General features: G+C 46.7%; 12 protein-coding genes and 1 pseudogene. 12 read left to right on the top strand and 1 reads right to left on the bottom strand.

Annotated features, from left to right (window positions below):
* Positions 1 to 12: 12 nt before the first annotated feature.
* The 4 genes from ruvB (at position 13) to yajC (ending at position 3777) form a co-directional block, all read left to right on the top strand.
* Positions 13 to 1035, top strand: a complete 1023-nt coding sequence (gene ruvB / locus OCU21_RS07960) for a Holliday junction branch migration DNA helicase RuvB (protein ID WP_373875478.1) — start codon at positions 13 to 15, stop codon at positions 1033 to 1035.
* Between the two features lie 22 nt (positions 1036 to 1057).
* Positions 1058 to 2089: a tRNA preQ1(34) S-adenosylmethionine ribosyltransferase-isomerase QueA gene (gene queA, locus OCU21_RS07965; protein ID WP_125597934.1), complete on the top strand. Its 1032-nt coding sequence runs from the start codon at positions 1058 to 1060 to the stop codon at positions 2087 to 2089.
* 11 nt (positions 2090 to 2100) lie between these two features.
* Complete coding sequence (gene tgt, locus OCU21_RS07970) at positions 2101 to 3243, top strand: tRNA guanosine(34) transglycosylase Tgt (protein ID WP_125597937.1); 1143 nt, start codon at positions 2101 to 2103, stop codon at positions 3241 to 3243.
* 138 nt (positions 3244 to 3381) lie between these two features.
* Entirely contained in the window at positions 3382 to 3777 is a 396-nt protein-coding gene (yajC, locus tag OCU21_RS07975) for a preprotein translocase subunit YajC (RefSeq protein ID WP_309297205.1), read from the top strand.
* Here yajC and OCU21_RS07980 read toward each other — a convergent pair.
* On the bottom strand, positions 3751 to 5514 hold the full coding sequence (locus tag OCU21_RS07980; RefSeq protein WP_261806888.1) for an IS1182 family transposase: 1764 nt from the start codon (positions 5512 to 5514) through the stop codon (positions 3751 to 3753). The genes yajC and OCU21_RS07980 overlap by 27 nt on opposite strands.
* A 481-nt stretch (positions 5515 to 5995) precedes the next feature.
* Between OCU21_RS07980 and adhE the strand changes: the two genes are divergently transcribed.
* The 8 genes and pseudogenes from adhE to OCU21_RS08020 all read left to right on the top strand — a co-directional run bounded on the left by adhE (position 5996) and on the right by OCU21_RS08020 (position 19194).
* Positions 5996 to 8617, top strand: coding sequence for a bifunctional acetaldehyde-CoA/alcohol dehydrogenase (gene adhE, locus OCU21_RS07985; RefSeq protein WP_261806889.1), 2622 nt, complete (start codon positions 5996 to 5998; stop codon positions 8615 to 8617).
* A gap of 471 nt (positions 8618 to 9088) precedes the next feature.
* Positions 9089 to 11401: pseudogene (locus OCU21_RS07990) on the top strand (glycoside hydrolase family 31 protein).
* A 308-nt stretch (positions 11402 to 11709) separates the two neighbouring features.
* Entirely contained in the window at positions 11710 to 13170 is a 1461-nt protein-coding gene (zwf, locus tag OCU21_RS07995; protein ID WP_261806890.1) for a glucose-6-phosphate dehydrogenase, read from the top strand.
* Positions 13171 to 13293: 123 nt separating this feature from the next.
* Complete coding sequence (gene dinB / locus OCU21_RS08000; RefSeq protein ID WP_261806891.1) at positions 13294 to 14412, top strand: DNA polymerase IV; 1119 nt, start codon at positions 13294 to 13296, stop codon at positions 14410 to 14412.
* Between the two features lie 295 nt (positions 14413 to 14707).
* Positions 14708 to 16402 carry an arginine--tRNA ligase gene (gene argS, locus OCU21_RS08005; RefSeq protein ID WP_261806892.1) on the top strand — a complete coding sequence of 565 codons (1695 nt, stop codon included), beginning with the start codon at positions 14708 to 14710 and terminating at the stop codon, positions 16400 to 16402.
* A gap of 10 nt (positions 16403 to 16412) precedes the next feature.
* On the top strand, positions 16413 to 16874 hold the full coding sequence (locus OCU21_RS08010) for an arginine repressor (protein WP_261806893.1): 462 nt from the start codon (positions 16413 to 16415) through the stop codon (positions 16872 to 16874).
* 1 nt (position 16875) lies between these two features.
* Entirely contained in the window at positions 16876 to 17376 is a 501-nt protein-coding gene (locus tag OCU21_RS08015; RefSeq protein WP_261806894.1) for a PTS sugar transporter subunit IIA, read from the top strand.
* A gap of 726 nt (positions 17377 to 18102) precedes the next feature.
* On the top strand, positions 18103 to 19194 hold the full coding sequence (locus OCU21_RS08020) for a BMP family lipoprotein (RefSeq protein ID WP_261806895.1): 1092 nt from the start codon (positions 18103 to 18105) through the stop codon (positions 19192 to 19194).
* The last annotated feature ends 48 nt before the right edge of the window (positions 19195 to 19242 follow it).

Consider the following 19242-nt stretch of genomic DNA (forward strand, 5'->3'; position numbering starts at 1 on the left):
TGTGGAAAGGAGTTGGCGCCAGTGGGAGATGAACGCTTGGTTGATAGTCAAGCCGAAGATGCCGTGGAAGCGGCAACCGAATTATCATTACGCCCCCATTTTTTGAACGAATATATTGGTCAGGACAAGATCAAACGCGAGCTGACGGTTTATATCGAAGCGGCCAAAAAACGTCAAGAGGCCCTGGATCATGTCTTACTGTTTGGTCCGCCGGGGTTAGGGAAGACGACGTTAGCCTTTGTGATCGCCAATGAGTTGCAAGTCCACCTGCGGACAACTTCAGGGCCGGCCATTGAGAAATCTGGCGACCTGCTGTCCGTGTTAAGCGAACTGCAACCCGGAGATGTTTTGTTCATTGATGAGATCCATCGGCTGCCGCGGGCGGTGGAGGAGACCTTATATTCCGCCATGGAAGACTTTTATGTGGATATCATTGTCGGGCAGGGACCGACGGCGCACCCTGTCCACTTCCCGCTACCGCCGTTCACTTTGATCGGCGCAACGACGCGGGCGGGCTTGTTATCAGCGCCTTTGCGTGATCGTTTCGGGATCTTGGCGCCGCTGGACTTTTATCAAACGGCGGCCTTACAGGAGATCGTGACCAGGTCGGCGGCGGTTTTGCAAACAGCGATCACTACAGATGCGGCCCATGAGATCGCCTTGCGGTCACGGGGGACGCCCCGAGTGGCCAACCGTTTGTTGAAACGGGTGCGCGATTTCGCCGAAGTGGCCCACCAAACTTCGATCGACCAAACATTGGCGGATCAAGCGTTGACCCAATTAAGCGTTGACTCGGAAGGCTTGGATCAAGTCGATCGTCGTCTGTTGGTGATGATGATCGAATTGTATCAAGGTGGTCCAGTCGGACTGAAAACGATCGCCGCCAATATCGGCGAGGATGTTGAGACGGTCGAGACCATGTACGAGCCGTTTTTGTTGCAACAGGGATTCCTGAAACGAACCAGTCGTGGTCGCATGGTTACCACCAAGGCGTTTCAACACTTGCACCGGCCGATCCCGGAAGATTTCAAGTAGAAAAAAAGAGGCAGACAAAAGAATGTTAACAACTGAAGATTTTGATTACGATTTACCAGAAGAATTAATCGCCCAAACGCCGATCGCTAAGCGGGATGAATCCCGTTTGTTGGTTTTGGACCATCGGACTGGCGAAATGCAAGACCAGCATTTCTATCAAATCATTGATCAACTCAATCCCGGCGATGCCGTGGTGATGAATGATAGCAAAGTCATGCCCGCACGCTTATACGGTATCAAACCGGAAACTGGCGGCCACGAAGAAGTCTTGTTGCTGCGGAATACCGAAGGCGATGACTGGGAAACTTTGATGAAGCCGGCGCGGCGAGCACCGATCGGCACCAAGGTTGTTTTTGGCGACGGCGAATTGACCGCGACGGTCACCGGCGAATTGGAACACGGCGGCCGGATGATCCATTTTGATTATGACGGGATTTTCTTAGAGATCTTGGAAAAGTTGGGCGAGACCCCATTGCCGCCTTATATCAAGGAGAAGTTGGATGATCCCGATCGTTATCAAACCGTTTACGCCAAGGCATTAGGGTCCGCGGCGGCGCCGACAGCCGGGTTACACTGGACCAAGGAGCTCTTGCAAAAGGTTCAAGATAAGGGAGTCAAGTTGGTTTATCTAACGCTTCATGTTGGCCTAGGCACCTTCCGCCCTGTTTCCGAGGATAATATTGAAGATCATCAAATGCATAGCGAGTTCTATCAATTCAGTCCCGAAGCGGCAGCGACTTTGAACGAGGTCAAGGCAAACGGCGGGCGGATCATCGCGACGGGCACGACGTCGATCCGAACTTTGGAAACGGTAGCGACCAAATTCGATGGTCAGCTCAAGGCCGATAGCGGTTGGACCGACATTTTCATCAAGCCAGGGTACCAATGGAAGGCGGTCGATGCCTTTATCACCAATTTCCATTTGCCAAAATCGACTTTGGTGATGCTGGTGGCGTCATTCACCGGGCGCGAGACAATTCTAAATGCTTATCAACACGCCATTAATGAGCGCTATCGTTTCTTCAGCTTTGGCGACGCGATGTTTATCAAGTAAAGGAGCACTTCATGACTTCACCGATTCAATACCGATTGATCAAAACCGAAAAGCACACGGGCGCCCGGCTAGGCGAGTTGATCACGCCGCACGGGACTTTCCCTACGCCCATGTTTATGCCGGTGGGCACGCAGGCCACCGTTAAGTCGATTTCACCTGAGGAACTAGATGAAATGGGCGCGGGGGTGATTTTGTCCAATACCTACCATCTCTGGCTGCGGCCCGGCCCGGAAATCGTCAAGGAAGCAGGCGGTCTCCATAAGTTTATGAACTGGGACAAGGGGATTTTGACTGATTCCGGCGGCTTTCAAGTTTTTTCGTTGGCCAAGATCCGTGATATCACCGAAGAGGGCGTTCATTTCCGCAGCCACCTAAGCGGGGAGAAGTTGTTCTTATCACCGGAAAAGGCCATTGGCATCGAAAATGACTTGGGTCCGGATATCATGATGAGCCTAGATGAATGCCCACCGTATTATGAGAGTTACGACTATGTTAAGAAGTCGATCGAACGGACTAGTCGGTGGGCAGAGCGTGGTTTGAAGGCCCATCGTAATCCGGATACACAAGGTTTATTTGGCATCGTTCAAGGGGCCGGGTTCAAGGATCTGCGGAAGCAAAGCGCCGCTGATCTGACCTCAATGGACTTCGCCGGTTACTCGATCGGCGGCTTGTCTGTCGGGGAAAGCAAACCCGAAATGAATGAGATGTTGGAATTCACCACGCCATTATTGCCGACCAATAAGCCGCGCTATTTGATGGGCGTGGGCTCTCCTGATTCCTTGATCGACGGGGTGATTCGCGGCGTGGATATGTTTGACTGTGTCTTGCCCACCCGGATCGCCCGCAATGGCACATGCATGACCTCCGCAGGGCGTGTTGTGATCAAGAACGCGATTTACGCCCATGACTTCCGGCCATTGGATGAGGAATGCCAATGTTATACTTGTCGCAATTACAGTCGTGCTTATTTGCGCCACCTGTTCAAGGCTGATGAAACATTTGGGTTGCGTCTGACCTCATATCATAATCTTTATTTCTTGTTACACCTGATGCAACAGGTCCGGGAAGCAATCATGGACGACACACTTTTGGATTTCCGTGAAGAAGTTTTCGAGAAATATGGCTTTAATCAGAAAAATGCCCGTAATTTTTAAGTTGAAAGCGCTGGAACTTCTGGCTCAGCTTTGGTACAGTATATAGTAGTTTATTAATAACGAGGTGGAGAATTGAATAATTTACAAATTTTTGCGGCAAGTTCCGCAGGTGCTGGTGGATCAGGCTATTTCATCATTATGATCGTTCTGATGTTCGTCGTGATGTACTTTACGATGATCCGACCAGGTAAGAAACAACAGAATCAACGTCAAGAAATGCTGAAAGGCATGAAAAAAGGCGATGATGTGGTGACGATCGGTGGCTTGCACGCCAAGATCGATTCGATCGATGACGCGGCTGGGACCGTCGTGCTGGATGCTGATGGCATCTATCTGACCTTTAACCGCTCAGCGATCCGGACAGTTACTGCAGCTAAGGCGGCGGTCACCCCAGACGAAAATACTGAGGCTGCCACTGAGACAACTGAAACGACTGTTGATAAAGAAGCAGCCGTTGATGATGACACGAAAGCAACAACAGACGCGGCGGACAAGCACGATGATGATTCAGCCGACGATTCTGATCAAAAGTAGTACGATAATAGCGTGAGGCTCGGCCATAATTGCCGATCTAAAAATAAAGACGATCGAACATTCTATTTTCTTTGGGAATGTTCGATCTTTTTTCTTTTTTCCGGCCAGATCTATTTTTTGGGTACACAAATAGAGCGCCATAAAACGCTCAAATTTTACCAATAAGTTGTCGTTGTTTAATAATGACTTCGTCAGTTTTTTTAGGTTAGCGGCCATAAACACCAATCCCATTTCGTTATTGGTTGCCCGTTTTCCACGTACTGAGAAGCGCATAAAATTCATGTTCGTTTTAATATTCCCAAAAACTGGTTCAACTTCAAACTTCCGTTTGGCGAAGATTGAAGCAGTCTTATCTGCGCTGAGGTTAGATTTGACGGAATTCTTCAAATCCTCCCAGTGTGGGTTAACGCTGATACGACGGAGGTTACCACCATCTGTATTCGCGTAGTAATAAAGCTCAGGTGTATCTGCATTAACTGCTGTATATTCTACGAAGTGCCTCGTTGTCCCGTATTTATCTGTTCGATAGTAGTCCCGATGTTTTTCAAATTGGACGCCGTGATCATCGGTATAACGGTCTAAAGTCTTTTCATATAACCAGTTTTGACGCTTCGACATATCCTTCCGATATTTACGTGAGAGCTCTTTTAAGTACATTGTGTACGGAATGAGTGGAATACCTTTGTACTCATCAATGACGTAATCATAGTTAGGTTCACTTCCATATCCTGCATCAGCAACGATATAGTTAAAGTGGTGATCGACCTGTTCAAGGAAAGGTACAAGCGTTCGCTGGTCTGTGGGCCGTTGGCAGACGTAATAGTAGAGTACATACTGGCACTGCGTGCCGATTTGGACATTGTACCCCGGCTTGAGCTGGCCATTCATCATCGGATCTTCTTTCATGCGCATAAAAGTAGCATCGTGATCAGTTTTTGAGAAGCTATTTCGCTCATCGAAAAGGTGACGAGCCTCAACATACTTGGTTTTACGTGGAATGAGGTCTTTTTTCAGTGTATGAAGGTAGTGCTTGTACTTTCGTCTAAGTCGCTTATTTGGTGAGCCGCCAGGCTTGACCGCCTCGGAATCGATGGCCGTTGTCAGCTCTGTGACCTTCTGTTCCAATTGAGATGCGGCGCTTTTTATCTTATTGAGAATATCAGGGTCATCAGCGTCAACATTGAGATTGATATTATTTTGAATGAGTTCATCAAATAATTCATTGGCTTTTTGATCGAGGATGGGTTCATAGCGTTCCACAGAGGCACGCCAAACGAAGCTATACTTATTCGCATCGGCCAGGATCTTTGTACCATCAATAAAAAGCGCCTCATCTGTAATCAAGTTAAGTTGCTGGAGCATGAAGCGAAAGTGCAGAAACATTTGCTTAATTAATGTCGCCGCGGTATTGGATGACCTAAAACGATTGATCGTTCGGGCACTGGGAGTGACATCGGGATCACCAATGAGCCATTTCATCGGAATATTTTCTTCCGCCATTTCCCTTAGCTTTGACGCGGAAGTAACATTACGCAAATAGCCAAATAGTAACATTTTAAGTAATAGGCGAGGATCATACGGCCGCTGGCCGCGTTGAGCGTTTACCCTTTGTGGGATAAGATCATCCGGAATAGAGTCCACAAACAAGCTAATAATGCGAACAACGTGTTGATCGTTGACTTTAATTTCAAGGGGGATTGATAAAGTGGTTTGATTATTGTTATACTGTTTAAACATAGAGACCAACTCCTGACACTTATTTTTTTCGTCGAATTTAAGGTTACCAGAAGATGGTTTCTATGCCTACATAAAAAGCCCCAAAATTCCGAAAAAGTTCGGAATTTTGGGGCTTTTATTTTTGAAACTAGAATTGTGTCCTAGCCTCCACGTTATTTTTTTTGAAGAAAACAAAACAAAATAGGTGTATTACCGCTTCCATTGATCCGCTTACAGCGGCGTGACTTTGAGCCGAAACAGTTAGATTTATCTGTTTGGTGACGAACTTGAAACGCTTTATTTACCTTTTGAATCAACAAGATATTTTTGCACGATCATTGCTAAACACCTTGATACAATTGACTTGACAACTCACATGCGAACTTTTTTGAAAATCGGTGAATCATTTCACAGAAATCTATTTACTTTTAGCCTAGAATAGTGTAATATAATTTTTGTGAAATGGATAACGAAAATGTGAAAAACATTAGGAGGATATCAAATGCCTACAAAAGTTGCACCTAAACCAGAAACTGAAGTTAATGAAGTTCAAGTCATGGTCGACGGCTTAGTTAAAGAAGCCAACGAAGCCCTCAAAGTCTTAAAGACTTTCGACCAAGAAAAGATCGACCATATCGTTCACCAAATGGCGATCGGTGGGTTGAATGACCATATGAAATTGGCTAAATTAGCCGTCGAAGAAACTGGCCGGGGCGTTTATGAAGATAAAGCAGTCAAGAATATGTTCGCGACTGAAGAAATCTGGAACTCGATCAAACATGACAAAACAGTCGGCATCATCGAACGAGATGAAGAACACCGTTTGGTCAAGATCGCTGAACCTCTGGGTGTTTTAGCTGGGGTTACACCCGTTACCAACCCAACTTCAACAACAATGTTCAAAGCCTTGATCGCGATCAAGACTCGTAATCCAATCATCTTCGCCTTCCACCCTGGCGCTCAAAAGAGTTCGGCCGCCGCCTTGGAAAGCTTGAAAGCTGCTGCAGTTGAAGCGGGCTTGCCTGCTGGCGCCTTGGGCTATATCCCAACACCAAGCATTGAAGCAACTCAAACATTGATGAATCACCCAGGCGTTGCTTCTGTTTTAGCAACTGGTGGTCCTGGCATGGTCAAGGCAGCTTATTCAACTGGTAAGCCAGCCTTGGGCGTTGGTTCTGGTAACGTGCCTGTTTACCTAGAAAAAACCGCGAATATCAAACAAGCTGTCAACGATTTGATCTTGTCGAAATCATTCGATAATGGGATGATTTGCGCTTCCGAACAAGCGGTGATCGTTGATGAAGAAATCTACGACCAAGTTGTTGCTGAATTCAAGGCACAACATGCCTTCGTGCCAAGCAAAGCGGAAGTCAAGAAGATCTCCGATGTTGTCATCAGCAAAGAAAAACATGCGGTCAACCCAACGATCGTTGGTCATTCCGCAGTTGAAATCGCTGGCAAGGCTGGCATCAAGGTTCCTGATGATACCGTTGTGATCATCGCTGCAATCGATGGTGTTGGCGACGAATACCCATTATCACGGGAGAAGTTATCACCAGTTTTGGCTTTGTTGAAAGCTCATTCAACTGAAGAAGCCTTCAAACTAGCTCACGAAATGTTGCACTTAGGCGGGATGGGCCACTCTGCTGGGATCCACACTCGTAACGAAGATTTGGCTGTTGAATACGGCGTGGAAATGGAAGCTTCTCGGATCTTGGTCAACCAACCAACTTCTGTTGCCGGTATCGGTGACTTATACAACAACATGATCCCATCCTTGACCTTAGGCTGTGGTTCATGGGGTCATAATTCGATCTCTCATAACGTTGGGACGTTCGACTTACTGAACATCAAAACAGTGGCAATGCGTCGGAACAACCTGCAATGGGTAAAGTTGCCGCCCAAAATCTATTTTGAAAAAAACTCCATCACCTACCTTGAAAAAATGGAAGGCTTGAAACGCGTTTTCATCGTAGGGGACCCTTCAATGGATAAATTTGGTTATGTGGACATGGTTGAACGGACTTTGCACCGTCGCCAAGAACCTGTCACAACCCAACGGTTCGTTGACGTTGAACCAGATCCTTCAACCAACACTGTTTTCAAGGGTGCTGAAATGATGCGTTCCTTCAAACCAGACGCGATCGTCGCTGTTGGTGGTGGTTCTGTAATGGATGCTGCTAAGGGGATGTGGTTATTCTACACGGCACCAGATGCATCATTCTGGGGCGCTAAACAGAAATTCATGGATATCCGGAAACGGACTTACAAGTTCCCTAACTTGGACAAGGTCAAGTTGATCTGTGTACCAACAACTTCTGGGACTGGGTCTGAAGTAACACCATTCGCCGTTATTACCGATAGCGAAACCAACATCAAGTACCCTTTGGCTGACTATGCCTTGACACCAGATGTGGCGATCGTTGATAGTAAATTCATCGAATCAGTACCAAAGACTGTTGTCGCTGACTCTGGCTTGGACGTCCTTTGCCACTCATTGGAAAGTTTCGTTTCAACCATGGCTTCTCATTATACTCGTGGTTTAAGCTTGCAAGCCGCTAAGTTAGTTTTCGAAAACTTGAAAGCTAGTTATGATGGCGACCAAGAAGCCCGCGAAGCGATGCATGATGCTTCAACGATGGCAGGGATGGCCTTTGCCAACGCGCTGTTAGGGATCAACCACTCGATCGCCCACAAACTTGGCGGGGAATTCCATCTCCCTCACGGCCGGGTGATCACGATCACAATGCCTCACGTCATTCGTTACAACTCCTTAGTACCAACAAAACGGGCCGTTTGGGCGAAGTACAACTACTTCCGCGCTGACGAAGATTACGCTGAAGTTGCTCGTTATGTCGGCTTGAAGGGCAATACGACCGCTGAATTAGTTGATGCTTTGATCCAAGCGATCATTGAATTAGCTGAAAGCGTTGGCGTTAAGATGTCCTTGAAGGAACAAGGCGTTACGAAGGAACATATCGAAAGCGCAGCAGATCGTTTGGCTGAATTGGCTTACGAAGATAACTGTACGATCACGAACCCTAAAGAACCATTGATCGCTGATATGGCCCAAATCATTCGCGATGAATATGAAGGTCCTAAATCAAGCTTTGATCCTAAATAGGCTTGAATATAAATAAAGCAGCATTATAAAAGGTCACCTCGTTGGAGGTGGCTTTTTTGTTGAAGGATGCTTAAATGGTGAGGTGAAAACAACGATTTGCTGAAAGAATCGGGTCTGAGTTGTCCTGTTGTCCTGAACGTCGATTGTTTAGCCGACCCGACTCATGGTTGCGCTCTAGTGGTATAGAGCGGTCTTCTTTCGTTGTGAGCGCTTGCTGGAAGATGCTGACTTTGAATCTTGATACCGGTAACAGAATGGTTTTGAAAACGCTAAAGCTTGACGGCTTGGGCTTAGGATCACTGCCCAAAAATATGGGTCGGATTTGGGCGATTTTCTAAGACATCTGCGATTGACTTAGGTTTTTCTGCATGGTAGGGTTTCTAAGTAACCGTTGCCATCAATGCTTTTTGTTAGGACAGAGCTGGTTATTTCCGATTATTATCATTGAAATCAATGAAGGAGTTTTAGTGCATGAGCAATCGTTTGCTTGACCACAAAGTCGTTGGTCAAAAAATTCAATTTAATTATCAAAAGGGTTCATTACAATTAACCATCGTCACGCCGGAGATCGTGCGAGTTTTAGTGGATGCTACCCAAGGGGATCGTTCTTATGCAATCGAGGGGAACAAAGTCCAAAAGGCGACCTTCTCGGTGACGACGGCCCCAGAACAAGTCACAGTCAAAACGAGTGCCTTATCGATCATTATTGGCGCGGATCAGCGCTTAGATGTTTTTAACGCGGCAAGAGAACCATTGGTCCAAGATTACTTAGGTAAACGGCAACCCTTGCCACGGGGAATGGACGCACAGCAAGCGGCGTTAGCTAGCGCTGAAGGTCATGAGTTGACCGCAGAGGGCGCGACAAGTCACGGCTATCACCAAGTTTTGAAGCAATTAGCGCCGGATGAACAGTTCTTTGGCTTGGGTGACAAAACGGGTTTCATCAATAAGCGTGGTTATGAGTTCGATAATTGGAACACGGACGACCCAGCGCCACAAATGGAGAATTTCACGCGTTTATATAAGAGTGTTCCCTTCCTACTTGGTTTGAAGAATGGGATTCCTTATGGCCTGTTTTTTGATAATACCAATCGAAGTCATTTCGATTTAGGTAAGGAAAGTGATGCTTATTATTTCTATTCAGTCGAGGACGGGGTGCTGGACTATTATGTGATCGGCGGCGCTAGTTTGGCGGCGGTGATCCAGAATTATACCTATTTGACAGGGCGGACCCCACTGCCACAGAAATGGACCTTGGGTTACCAACAATCACGCTGGGGCTATCAAGACGCTGCGGAGATCAAAAGGATCGCGCAAAAAATGCGTGCTTATCATTTGCCGCTGGATGTGATCCATTTGGATATCGACTATATGGATGGGTATCGCGTCTTTACTTGGGATCCACATAAGTATCCGGACATGAAACAGTTTCTGGCCGAGCTAAAAGCGGCCGGAATCAAAATCGTCACGATCATTGATCCAGGCGTCAAAGAAGATCCCGGTTACAGCGTTTTCGATGCAGGCGTGCGTAATAATTTTTTCGTGAAAACACCGGAAGGGTTTGATTATGTCAATCGTGTCTGGCCAGGCGAATCCGTTTATCCGGACTTTGGGCGAGCACGAGTCCGGGCTTGGTGGGCTGACAATCATCAGAAGTTGACCGCAGCCGGCGTGGCCGGGATTTGGAATGACATGAATGAGCCAGCTTCATTTAATGGACAGATCCCTGATGAGATCATTTTCTCTGATGAAGATCAGGCGGCGACTCACGGCAAGATGCATAATGTTTATGGTCATAATATGTCACGTGCGACCTATGAAGGGCTATTGGCCCAACAGCAGCGGCGGCCATTTGTGATCACGCGGGCGGCATTTGCAGGTACGCAAAAATATGCCACGGTCTGGACGGGTGATAATCATGCCTTATGGGCCCATCTGCAAATGATGATCCCGCAATTAAGTAACTTAGGCCTTAGCGGTTTCGCTTTCGCCGGAACGGATATTGGCGGGTTTGGTTCCGACACGACCGCCGAATTATTGATCCGTTGGTTAGAAGCGGCGATCTTTAGTCCGTTATTACGTAACCATAGCGCGATCGGCACCCGTTTTCAGGAGCCCTAGGCTTTTGGCGAACCAACACTGTCGATCTATCGGCGTTATCTCCAATTACGTTATCACTTGATCCCTTATCTATACGATTTATTTGCGACTGGCGAGAAAACAGGGCTACCCGTGATGCGCGCGCTTGTTTTGGCCGATGAACAGGATCCGCGTTTACGAGAGATCAGTGATCAATACATGGTGGGCGACCGTTTATTAGTTGCGCCGATCGTTCAAAAGGGACAAACAAAGCGTCTGGTTTATCTGCCTGCGGGACAATGGATCGACTTTTGGACGGGCAATCGTTATCAGGGCCAACAGGATATCGTGGTGACCGCTGAGTTGGATCAATTGCCATTGTTTGTGCGCCAGGATAGCTTGTTACCTTGGGCGGACGATCGCGAGTATGTGGCTGAGGCGCCGGAAACACATCTGACTTTCCGTCTTTTTGGTGAGAGTGGTCAGTATGATCATTATCAAGATAATGGTCAAGATCTGGCTTATCGACAAGGTGAATACAATCGCTATCAGATCGAGGTCACTGCTGAGCAGGCGCAGGTCAGTTTGCGCCACCATGGCTACCGACCTGTTTATTCGACGATCACTGTGGAAACGACGGCAGGATCGCAACAATTTGCCTATGACGCGGCGACAGAGCAATATGTTTTGATCCCAGCTCCTTAAAAAAGGGGCACACTTTAAATCAGTTTGTTTGGTTGAACAGCTATTAGGTATGAAACGATTTTAAAGTTTGTCTGATCATGAAGTCGCCAGATCTGGCGACTTTTTTGCTGGGATATTTTTGCAGGGGATCAAACGAGGGGCTTACGAGAATCAGTGGTTGGATCGGGAAAAAAGGTGATTATCAGCAAGTTGATTATTATTTCAGTGATGTACAGGGAATATCATTTAAAGTTTAGCCGCAGATAGTGTAAAATAACAATTAGTAAGTTGATTCTGTAAGAATAACTAGGAAGAGGTCTAGGCCTAACATGAATGAAAATGAAAAACGCGTGTTAATGGTTATTTTTGGTGGGTCGGGGGATTTAGCCCATCGGAAATTATATCCAGCATTATTTGAACTCTATTTGAAAGGTCAATTGGCCGAACATTTTGCTGTTATCGGAACGGCGCGGCGTCCGTGGACACATGATTATTTCCGTGAAACAGTGGCTGCCAATTTGAATGTGGGCACGACGGTGCAACAACAGGCCTTCGTCCAACATTTTTATTATCAATCGCATGATGTTCAAGACGCGGATCACTATATCATCTTGAAAAAATTGATCGATTCTTTGGACCAAGAATATGACTTGGGTGGGAATCGGATCTTTTATATGGCGATGCGACCCGCATTGTTTGGGACCATCGCGGCGCACTTGAAATCGGAACATTTGCTAAGTAGCGCAGGTTATAATCGCTTGATCATTGAGAAACCGTTTGGGCATGATTATCAGTCTGCCTTGGCACTGAATGAAGCGGTGATCAGTACGTTCGCGCGCGATCAGGTCTATCGGATCGACCATTATCTGGGAAAAGAAATGATCCAGAATATTCCTTATCTGCGGTTTGATAACCCTGTTTTGGCGGCAGTCTGGAATCGCGATTATATCGACAATATCCAGATCACTTTAGCCGAACGATTAGGCGTCGAGGAACGTGGCGGTTATTATGAGACTGCGGGGGCTTTGCGGGATATGGTCCAAAACCATATTATGCAGATCATCGCGATGTTGGCGATGCCTAAACCTAACGACTTTAACGATGCTGCGATTACAGCGGCGCGACGTGAGGTCTTTACCCACCTGCATCAATATAGTGCGGCTGAAGTGCCGCAGAAATTCATTCGCGGCCAATATGGACCTAGTACTGATGGTCAGGCTTTAGGTTATCGGCAAGAAGATAAAATCGCGCCTAAGTCAAATGTTGAGACTTTTGTGGCCGGTGAGATCCGGCTCGATCTGCCTCAGTGGCAAGGCGTGCCCTTTTATGTGCGGACAGGTAAGCGGCTGCCTTTGAAGAAGACTCGGATCGACATCGTCTTCAAGGCGGCGGCGAAAAACCTTTTTGGAGCCGAAAAGCTAGCCGAACCGGTTTTAACGATCGAGGTCGAACCAGAGATGCGCTTAAGCTGGCACCTGAATACAAAAGAAATCGGTCAAAGCACAGCGGCGATCCCACGGGAGCTGGTTTTCACACTGCCAGAACGTGAAGCAGCTCAAGTCCCTGACGCTTATGAGCGTTTGATTTTGGATGCGATCAACGGACGTCGGAGCAACTTCGTCAGTTGGCAAGACATGGCCGGAGCGTGGCAGTTCGTTGACGGGATCCGTCAGGTCTGGGAACAGTGCCAATGCCCTAAATTCCCCAACTACGCTTCAGGAACGATGGGACCACTAGCTGCGGAAGAATTACTTCAGAAGACCGGGCGAACTTGGATCTTTAAAGATTGAGCGTGAGCTTAGCCAGTCGCTGATATTATGTCAGCAAGATTTTTGATTCAGGTCAGCTTAGGTTGACCTGAATTTTTATCGTTTGGTTCGAATCGGTGCGATCAGAACAAGGAGGTTGGTTGAATGGGTGAATGGCTAGAGATCCCCTTACGGTACCATACGCAACGGCGGATCATCCATTTGGACATGGACGCTTTTTATGCCTCAGTGGAGATCCGTGAACAACCAGAGCTGAAGACGAAGGCCGTGGTGGTCGGACCGGATCCACGGCAGACAGGTGGACACGGTGTTGTGACCACGGCCAATTATGTCGCGCGGAAATTTGGGGTCCACTCGGCGATGCCCGCCGCACAAGCACTGAAATTGATCCCTCGGGAGCAGCTTGTTTTTGTGCCACCACATTTTGAGCTTTATCGTGAGGTCTCGGCTCAGATCCATCAGCTTTTTCATCAAATCACGGATGTGGTCGAACCGATCTCTTTGGATGAGGCCTTTCTCGATGTTACGAACAACAAGCGTCATGAACATAATACGATCAAGCTGGCGCAGTGGTTACAGCAGCAGATCTTGCAACAAACCCACTTGACTTGTTCGATGGGCATCTCCTATAATAAATTCTTGGCAAAAGTCGCGTCAGATCATAATAAGCCAATGGGGCGAACCATCGTCCGACCGGAGTTGGCTTTGGCCTTTCTCGGAGAATTGCCGATCGAAAGTTTTTTCGGCGTGGGGAAGAAAATGCAGTCCTCTTTGCACGAACTTGGTGTTTACACAGGTCATGACCTTCAGCAGCTATCACAGGCCGAGTTGATCCAACGCTATAAGAAGATGGGGTTCATGCTTTATCAACATGCCCGTGGTGTTGATGATAGTCCTGTTTCGAATCAACGCGATCGAAAGTCGATCGGCAAGGAGACCACCTTCAATCCGGCCTTGACCACTGATGAGGCCGCGCGTCGTCAATTGACTCAATTAAGTCAGCAGGTCGCTGCGGCGTTACAGAAGCGCCAACTTCACGGCAAAGTGCTGGTGTTGAAACTACGTGATGCCGATTTCAATACAGTGACCAAACGGCGAAGTTTGGATCGTTACTTGTACACGGCCACGGAGATCAGTCAAGAAGCGTTACTTTTATGGCAGCAGTTTGGCGATTTGAGTCGAGGGATCCGTCTTTTAGGCGTAACGATAACGGATCTGTTCCCAGTAGCCTATGAAAATCTGAGTTTACCTTTGATTTTTTAAAAAAATGAACGAGTTGATCAGTTTTTTATATTTGCGATAGATTTTTTCAACGAACAATTGTATACTAAATGTATATTGTTTGAACGACCCGGATCAATGTAGAAAAGATGGACTTTGTTGAGTCAGCGACCTCAAGATAGTGAAAGTTGAGGCAACGGTCATCTGGCGCGACTTTGATCAACATCTGGATAGACAAGCAAAGTGGCCATAATTGGCAAGCAGAGTGGTACCGCGGTGATCCCGTCTCTAGAATTTATAGGGGCGGTTTTTCTTTGGTATCGCAGAGGAGGAGAATATGAACGTAAAAGAGAATGTGATCATCAGTTTACAGCAAGGCTTGGATGCTGAGTTGACGTATGCACAGATCGAGCAGTTACTAGAAGTGCCTAAATCTTCTGCATTAGGAGATTACGCGTTTCCAACGTTTATCTTAGCGAAGACGTGGCATCGTGCGCCGCAACAGATCGCCCAAGAATTGGTGACCAAGATCGATGGGACTGCTTTTGAAAAAGTAGTCGCGACTGGCGCTTATGTCAATTTCTTTTTGAACAAACCTGCGTTTGCGGCGGCAACGCTGACGACGATCTTAGCTGAGGGGACAGCCTACGGAGATAGTGATCAAGGGCAGCAGGCAAATATCCCCATCGATATGTCCTCACCAAATATCGCCAAGCCAATGTCTATGGGTCATTTGCGTTCGACAGTGATCGGCAATTCTTTAGCGAAGATCTATCATAAATTAGGTTATCAGCCCATCAAGATCAACTACTTGGGTGATTGGGGCACACAATTCGGCAAACTGATCGTGGCTTACCACAAGTGGGGTAGCGAGGCTGAGATCAAGGCCGATCCAATCGGTAATCTGTTGAAATATTACGTTCATTTCCATGAAGAGGCGTTGAAGGATCCAGAGTTGGACGATGAAGGCCGAGCTTGGTTCAAGAAATTAGAAGATGGGGATCCAGAAGCGACACATTTATGGGAATGGTTCCGAGGCTTGTCTTTGGCTGAATTCAAGAAGATCTATGATCGTCTTGGCATCGATTTTGATTCCTTTAACGGAGAAGCTTATTATAATGATAAGATGGATCCAGTAGTCGCTGATCTTCAACAAAAAGGGTTGTTGCAAGAAAGCCAAGGCGCACAGATCGTTGACCTAACGGCTGAGGGGCTGACTCCGGCCTTGATCAAACGTTCTGATGGCGCGACTTTATATATTACCCGAGATCTTGCCGCGGCGATCGATCGTTATCAGAAATACCATTTCGCTAAATCTTTGTATGTGGTCGGCGCCGAACAAACTGAGCACTTTAAGCAATTGAAGGCAGTTCTGAAACAAATGGGGTACGACTGGGCTGATCAGATCATCCATGTACCTTTCGGCTTGATCACCAAAGATGGTAAGAAATTATCTACTCGTAAAGGCAATGTCGTGTTATTGGATCAGGTCTTGGACGAAGCTGTCAGTCTGGCACAGGCGCAGATCGCCGCTAAAAATCCTGAACTTCATGATGCAGCGACAGTCGCTCATCAGGTCGGGGTCGGCGCTGTTATTTTCCATGATCTCAAGAATGATCGTCTTGATAGCTTTGACTTTAATTTGGCCGAAGTCGTTCGTTTTGAAGGGGAAACGGGTCCATATGTGCAGTACACCAACGCGCGGGCACAGAGTATCTTACGCAAGGCTGATTTTTCTGGTGATTTGAGCACCCATTCCCTAGCGTTAGCAGACCCGCAAGCCTGGGATGTTGTTAAATATTTGGCTGATTTTCCTAATGTGATCCAGCGGGCAGCCCAAGGGTTCGAACCTTCAGTGATCGCTAAATATGCATTGCGTTTGGCAAAGGCTTTCAATAAATATTATGCCAATTCAAAGATCCTGGTCGACGATGAGCAGTTAGCGGCACGTTTAGGCTTAGTCACAGCGGTGAGTCAGGTATTACAACTTGCCTTAGGATTATTGGGCGTTGCAGCCCCAGAAGAGATGTAGGAGTGAAATCATGAAGAAAAAAGAACGTCAAGCTATTTTACAAAAAATCGTCCGCGAACATTTGGTCCACACACAAGAAGAGTTGCAAGACTATTTACACGAATATGGCGTGGGTACGACCCAAGCAACGTTATCTCGGGATCTTCGCGAGTTGAAGATCACTAAGATGCGTGATGAGTATGGCAAATCACGTTATATCAAATTGACGACCGAAACACGAGGCGATGCTAAACAACGCCTATATTCCGCCTTAAAAACAGTGACAAAATCGATCGATGTTTTGGAGTTTTTGGTGATCATCCATACTAGTCCTAGTTATGGCAATTTTTTGGCCGCAGCATTAGATGATCTACGTCATTCCGAGCCAATGGATATCTTGGGGACTTTAGCGGGACACGATACAGTGGTGGCTTTCTGTCAGGACGCGACTCAGGCACAGACGGTCGCGGATTATTTGTCGGCACACCTTTAAAATGCTTGGCGGTCTATTTCAAAAGCAGATCGAAACCAAGGCGCAAAGTCAACGGTTGTTCAGTCCTGTTGACGGTAATGTGATCCCACTAGCGAAAGTGGCGGATCCTGTTTTTGCGCAAGGTACATTAGGGCGTGGGTTCGCTATTGAGCCCTCAGATGGTCTTCTTTACGCGCCCGTCAGTGGGAAGGTTACATTGATCGCGACAACGAAACACGCGATCATCTTCCATCAAGAGAATGGTTTGGATGTGATGCTACATTTGGGACTCAACACTGCACCGCTTCAAGGAACACCGTTTCGGATCCACGTCAGTGATGGTCAAACGATTCGCGGGGGCAAGCGGATCGGCTATATGAATCGGGCTAAGATCAGTGCGGCCGGGGATCAGCCCACTGTGATCGTGGTCGTGACCAATGCGGCCGAAGCCTTGACTGATCTGGCAGTCGATTATGGACCGACAGTCGGTGGTCGCCAAATTGGTCTGATGCAAGCACGTTGATTAGAGCAGGATCGGCTTGGATTTCTGAAATATTGGTTTGTTTTTCGATAAAGCTTACGGGATACGCAAAATCATGCGTGCCGGTGAGCTTTTTTGATTGTGGGCCAAAGCCTGATCTAACAGGCTTTGACCATTATTTGCTCGTAAAAATAAAAAATATTGTTCGGATTCTGCGAAATCAATTGACCTTCTCGATAGAAAGCGCTATCATGTTCTTAGCGAGTTAGTTGCCCCTTTAGAAAAATTGGGTCGTACCGCTTCCAATATTGGCTGGTGGGGCAAAATGCTGATTTTAAGATTTTGAATCAAGATCCGACGTGAAACAAGAAAGCGCTAAAAAAACAAAAAATTTCTGCGTCTGCCAGCGTATTTCATGATATACTTGTTATCAAATAATTTATCCTGATCATCTATATTCACGATTACGGATAGATCAGAGATCAAAACTTAGCATTGGTAACAATGAGTCCGTTTTCATTAAGCGCCAGTTTTGATTGCAGGATCGTGCGCAAACAGGTTTTTAAGGCTTTTCTCGTTTGACAGACACTAACATTTCTGATAACTTTTAAGAGAATTGTTCGCAGATTACTGCTTTCGGTAAATTTTCTCCGGGCGAGCATGATTGCCCCGCACCTGAGTTATTTCTCCTACATAACTCATGTTCAGATCGGTTTTAATAATCTCCATTGGTTATTCTAACAAACTTTTTTAGGAGGGCTTTAGGTAATGAAGAAGGCAAAAGTTTTCACCATGGGTATTTTAGCAGCGGCAGTGGTGTTGTCGCTAGCAGGATGTTCAGGCAAGAAATCAGCGACAACGGACACTGGTAGTAAGGATTCAGGGAAGACAACGACGAAGACCGTTGCCTTGATCACTGATACTGGTGGTGTGGATGACCGCTCATTCAACCAATCCGCTTGGGAAGGCTTGGAAGCATGGGGCAAGAAACATGATTTCTCTAAAGGAAATAAAGGCTTTAACTATTTCCAATCGAAGAGTGAATCCGACTATGTTTCTAATATCAACTCAGCCAAGGCAGCTGGTTTCAAGACGATTTTTGGGATTGGTTACAAGTTGCAACCGGCCATCAAGCAATCAGCAGAGAAGAACCCTAAGTTGAACTTCGTCATCATTGATGATTCGATCGAAGGTTTAGATAATGTTGTTTCTGCAACCTTCAAGGACAATGAAGCTTCATACTTGGCGGGGATCGCGGCGGCATATACCACTAAGACTAATATTGTTGGTTTCGTCGGTGGTGCAAAGAGTGACGTTATTGACCGTTTTGATGCTGGTTATGCTGAAGGTGTCAAAGCAGGCGCCAAAGAATTAGGTAAGTCTGTTAAAGTCATCAATCAATATGCTGGTGATTTCAGCGCTCCTGATAAAGGCAAGTCGATCGCTCAGGGGATGTACCAACAAGGCGCAGACATTATCTTCCATGCTTCCGGTGCAACTGGTAATGGTGTCTTCCAAGAAGCTAAGGCCATCAACCAAGCGGGTTCTAAGAAGGTCTGGGTCATCGGTGTTGACCGTGATCAGTCCGATGAAGGTAAATACACGACTAAAGCTGGCAAATCTGCTAACTTTACTTTGACTTCAACGCTTAAGGGTGTTAATAAGGTTACCGAAGATTTGTCTGAGAAAGCATTCAAGGGCGAATTCAAGGGTGGCCAACACGTTATTTATGGGTTGAAAGATGATGGTGTTGGTTTGGCTAAGGGTCAACTTTCTGCTAAAACACAGAAGGCTGTTGACCAAGCTAAACAAGATATCATTGATGGTAAAATTAAAGTTTCAGAACATCCGGCCAAATAACGGCGATCATGACGATATGGAATGCTCCTTCGCTCAGTAGGCTGGGCG

The organism is Lapidilactobacillus luobeiensis (genome assembly GCF_024345205.1).
In the GTDB taxonomy this organism is placed as follows: Bacteria; Bacillota; Bacilli; order Lactobacillales; family Lactobacillaceae; genus Lapidilactobacillus; species Lapidilactobacillus luobeiensis.

Bases quoted from the DNA above. Each gene is read 5' to 3' on its own strand.
- queA (WP_125597934.1), top strand. From the start codon at position 1,058: ATGTTAACAACTGAAGATTTTGATTACGATTTACCAGAAGAATTAATC.
- tgt (WP_125597937.1), top strand. From the start codon at position 2,101: ATGACTTCACCGATTCAATACCGATTGATCAAAACCGAAAAGCACACG.
- yajC (WP_309297205.1), top strand. From the start codon at position 3,382: ATGATCGTTCTGATGTTCGTCGTGATGTACTTTACGATGATCCGACCA.
- OCU21_RS07980 (WP_261806888.1), bottom strand. From the start codon at position 5,514: ATGTTTAAACAGTATAACAATAATCAAACCACTTTATCAATCCCCCTT.
- adhE (WP_261806889.1), top strand. From the start codon at position 5,996: ATGCCTACAAAAGTTGCACCTAAACCAGAAACTGAAGTTAATGAAGTT.
- zwf (WP_261806890.1), top strand. From the start codon at position 11,710: ATGAATGAAAATGAAAAACGCGTGTTAATGGTTATTTTTGGTGGGTCG.
- dinB (WP_261806891.1), top strand. From the start codon at position 13,294: ATGGGTGAATGGCTAGAGATCCCCTTACGGTACCATACGCAACGGCGG.
- argS (WP_261806892.1), top strand. From the start codon at position 14,708: ATGAACGTAAAAGAGAATGTGATCATCAGTTTACAGCAAGGCTTGGAT.
- OCU21_RS08010 (WP_261806893.1), top strand. From the start codon at position 16,413: ATGAAGAAAAAAGAACGTCAAGCTATTTTACAAAAAATCGTCCGCGAA.
- OCU21_RS08015 (WP_261806894.1), top strand. From the start codon at position 16,876: ATGCTTGGCGGTCTATTTCAAAAGCAGATCGAAACCAAGGCGCAAAGT.
- OCU21_RS08020 (WP_261806895.1), top strand. From the start codon at position 18,103: ATGAAGAAGGCAAAAGTTTTCACCATGGGTATTTTAGCAGCGGCAGTG.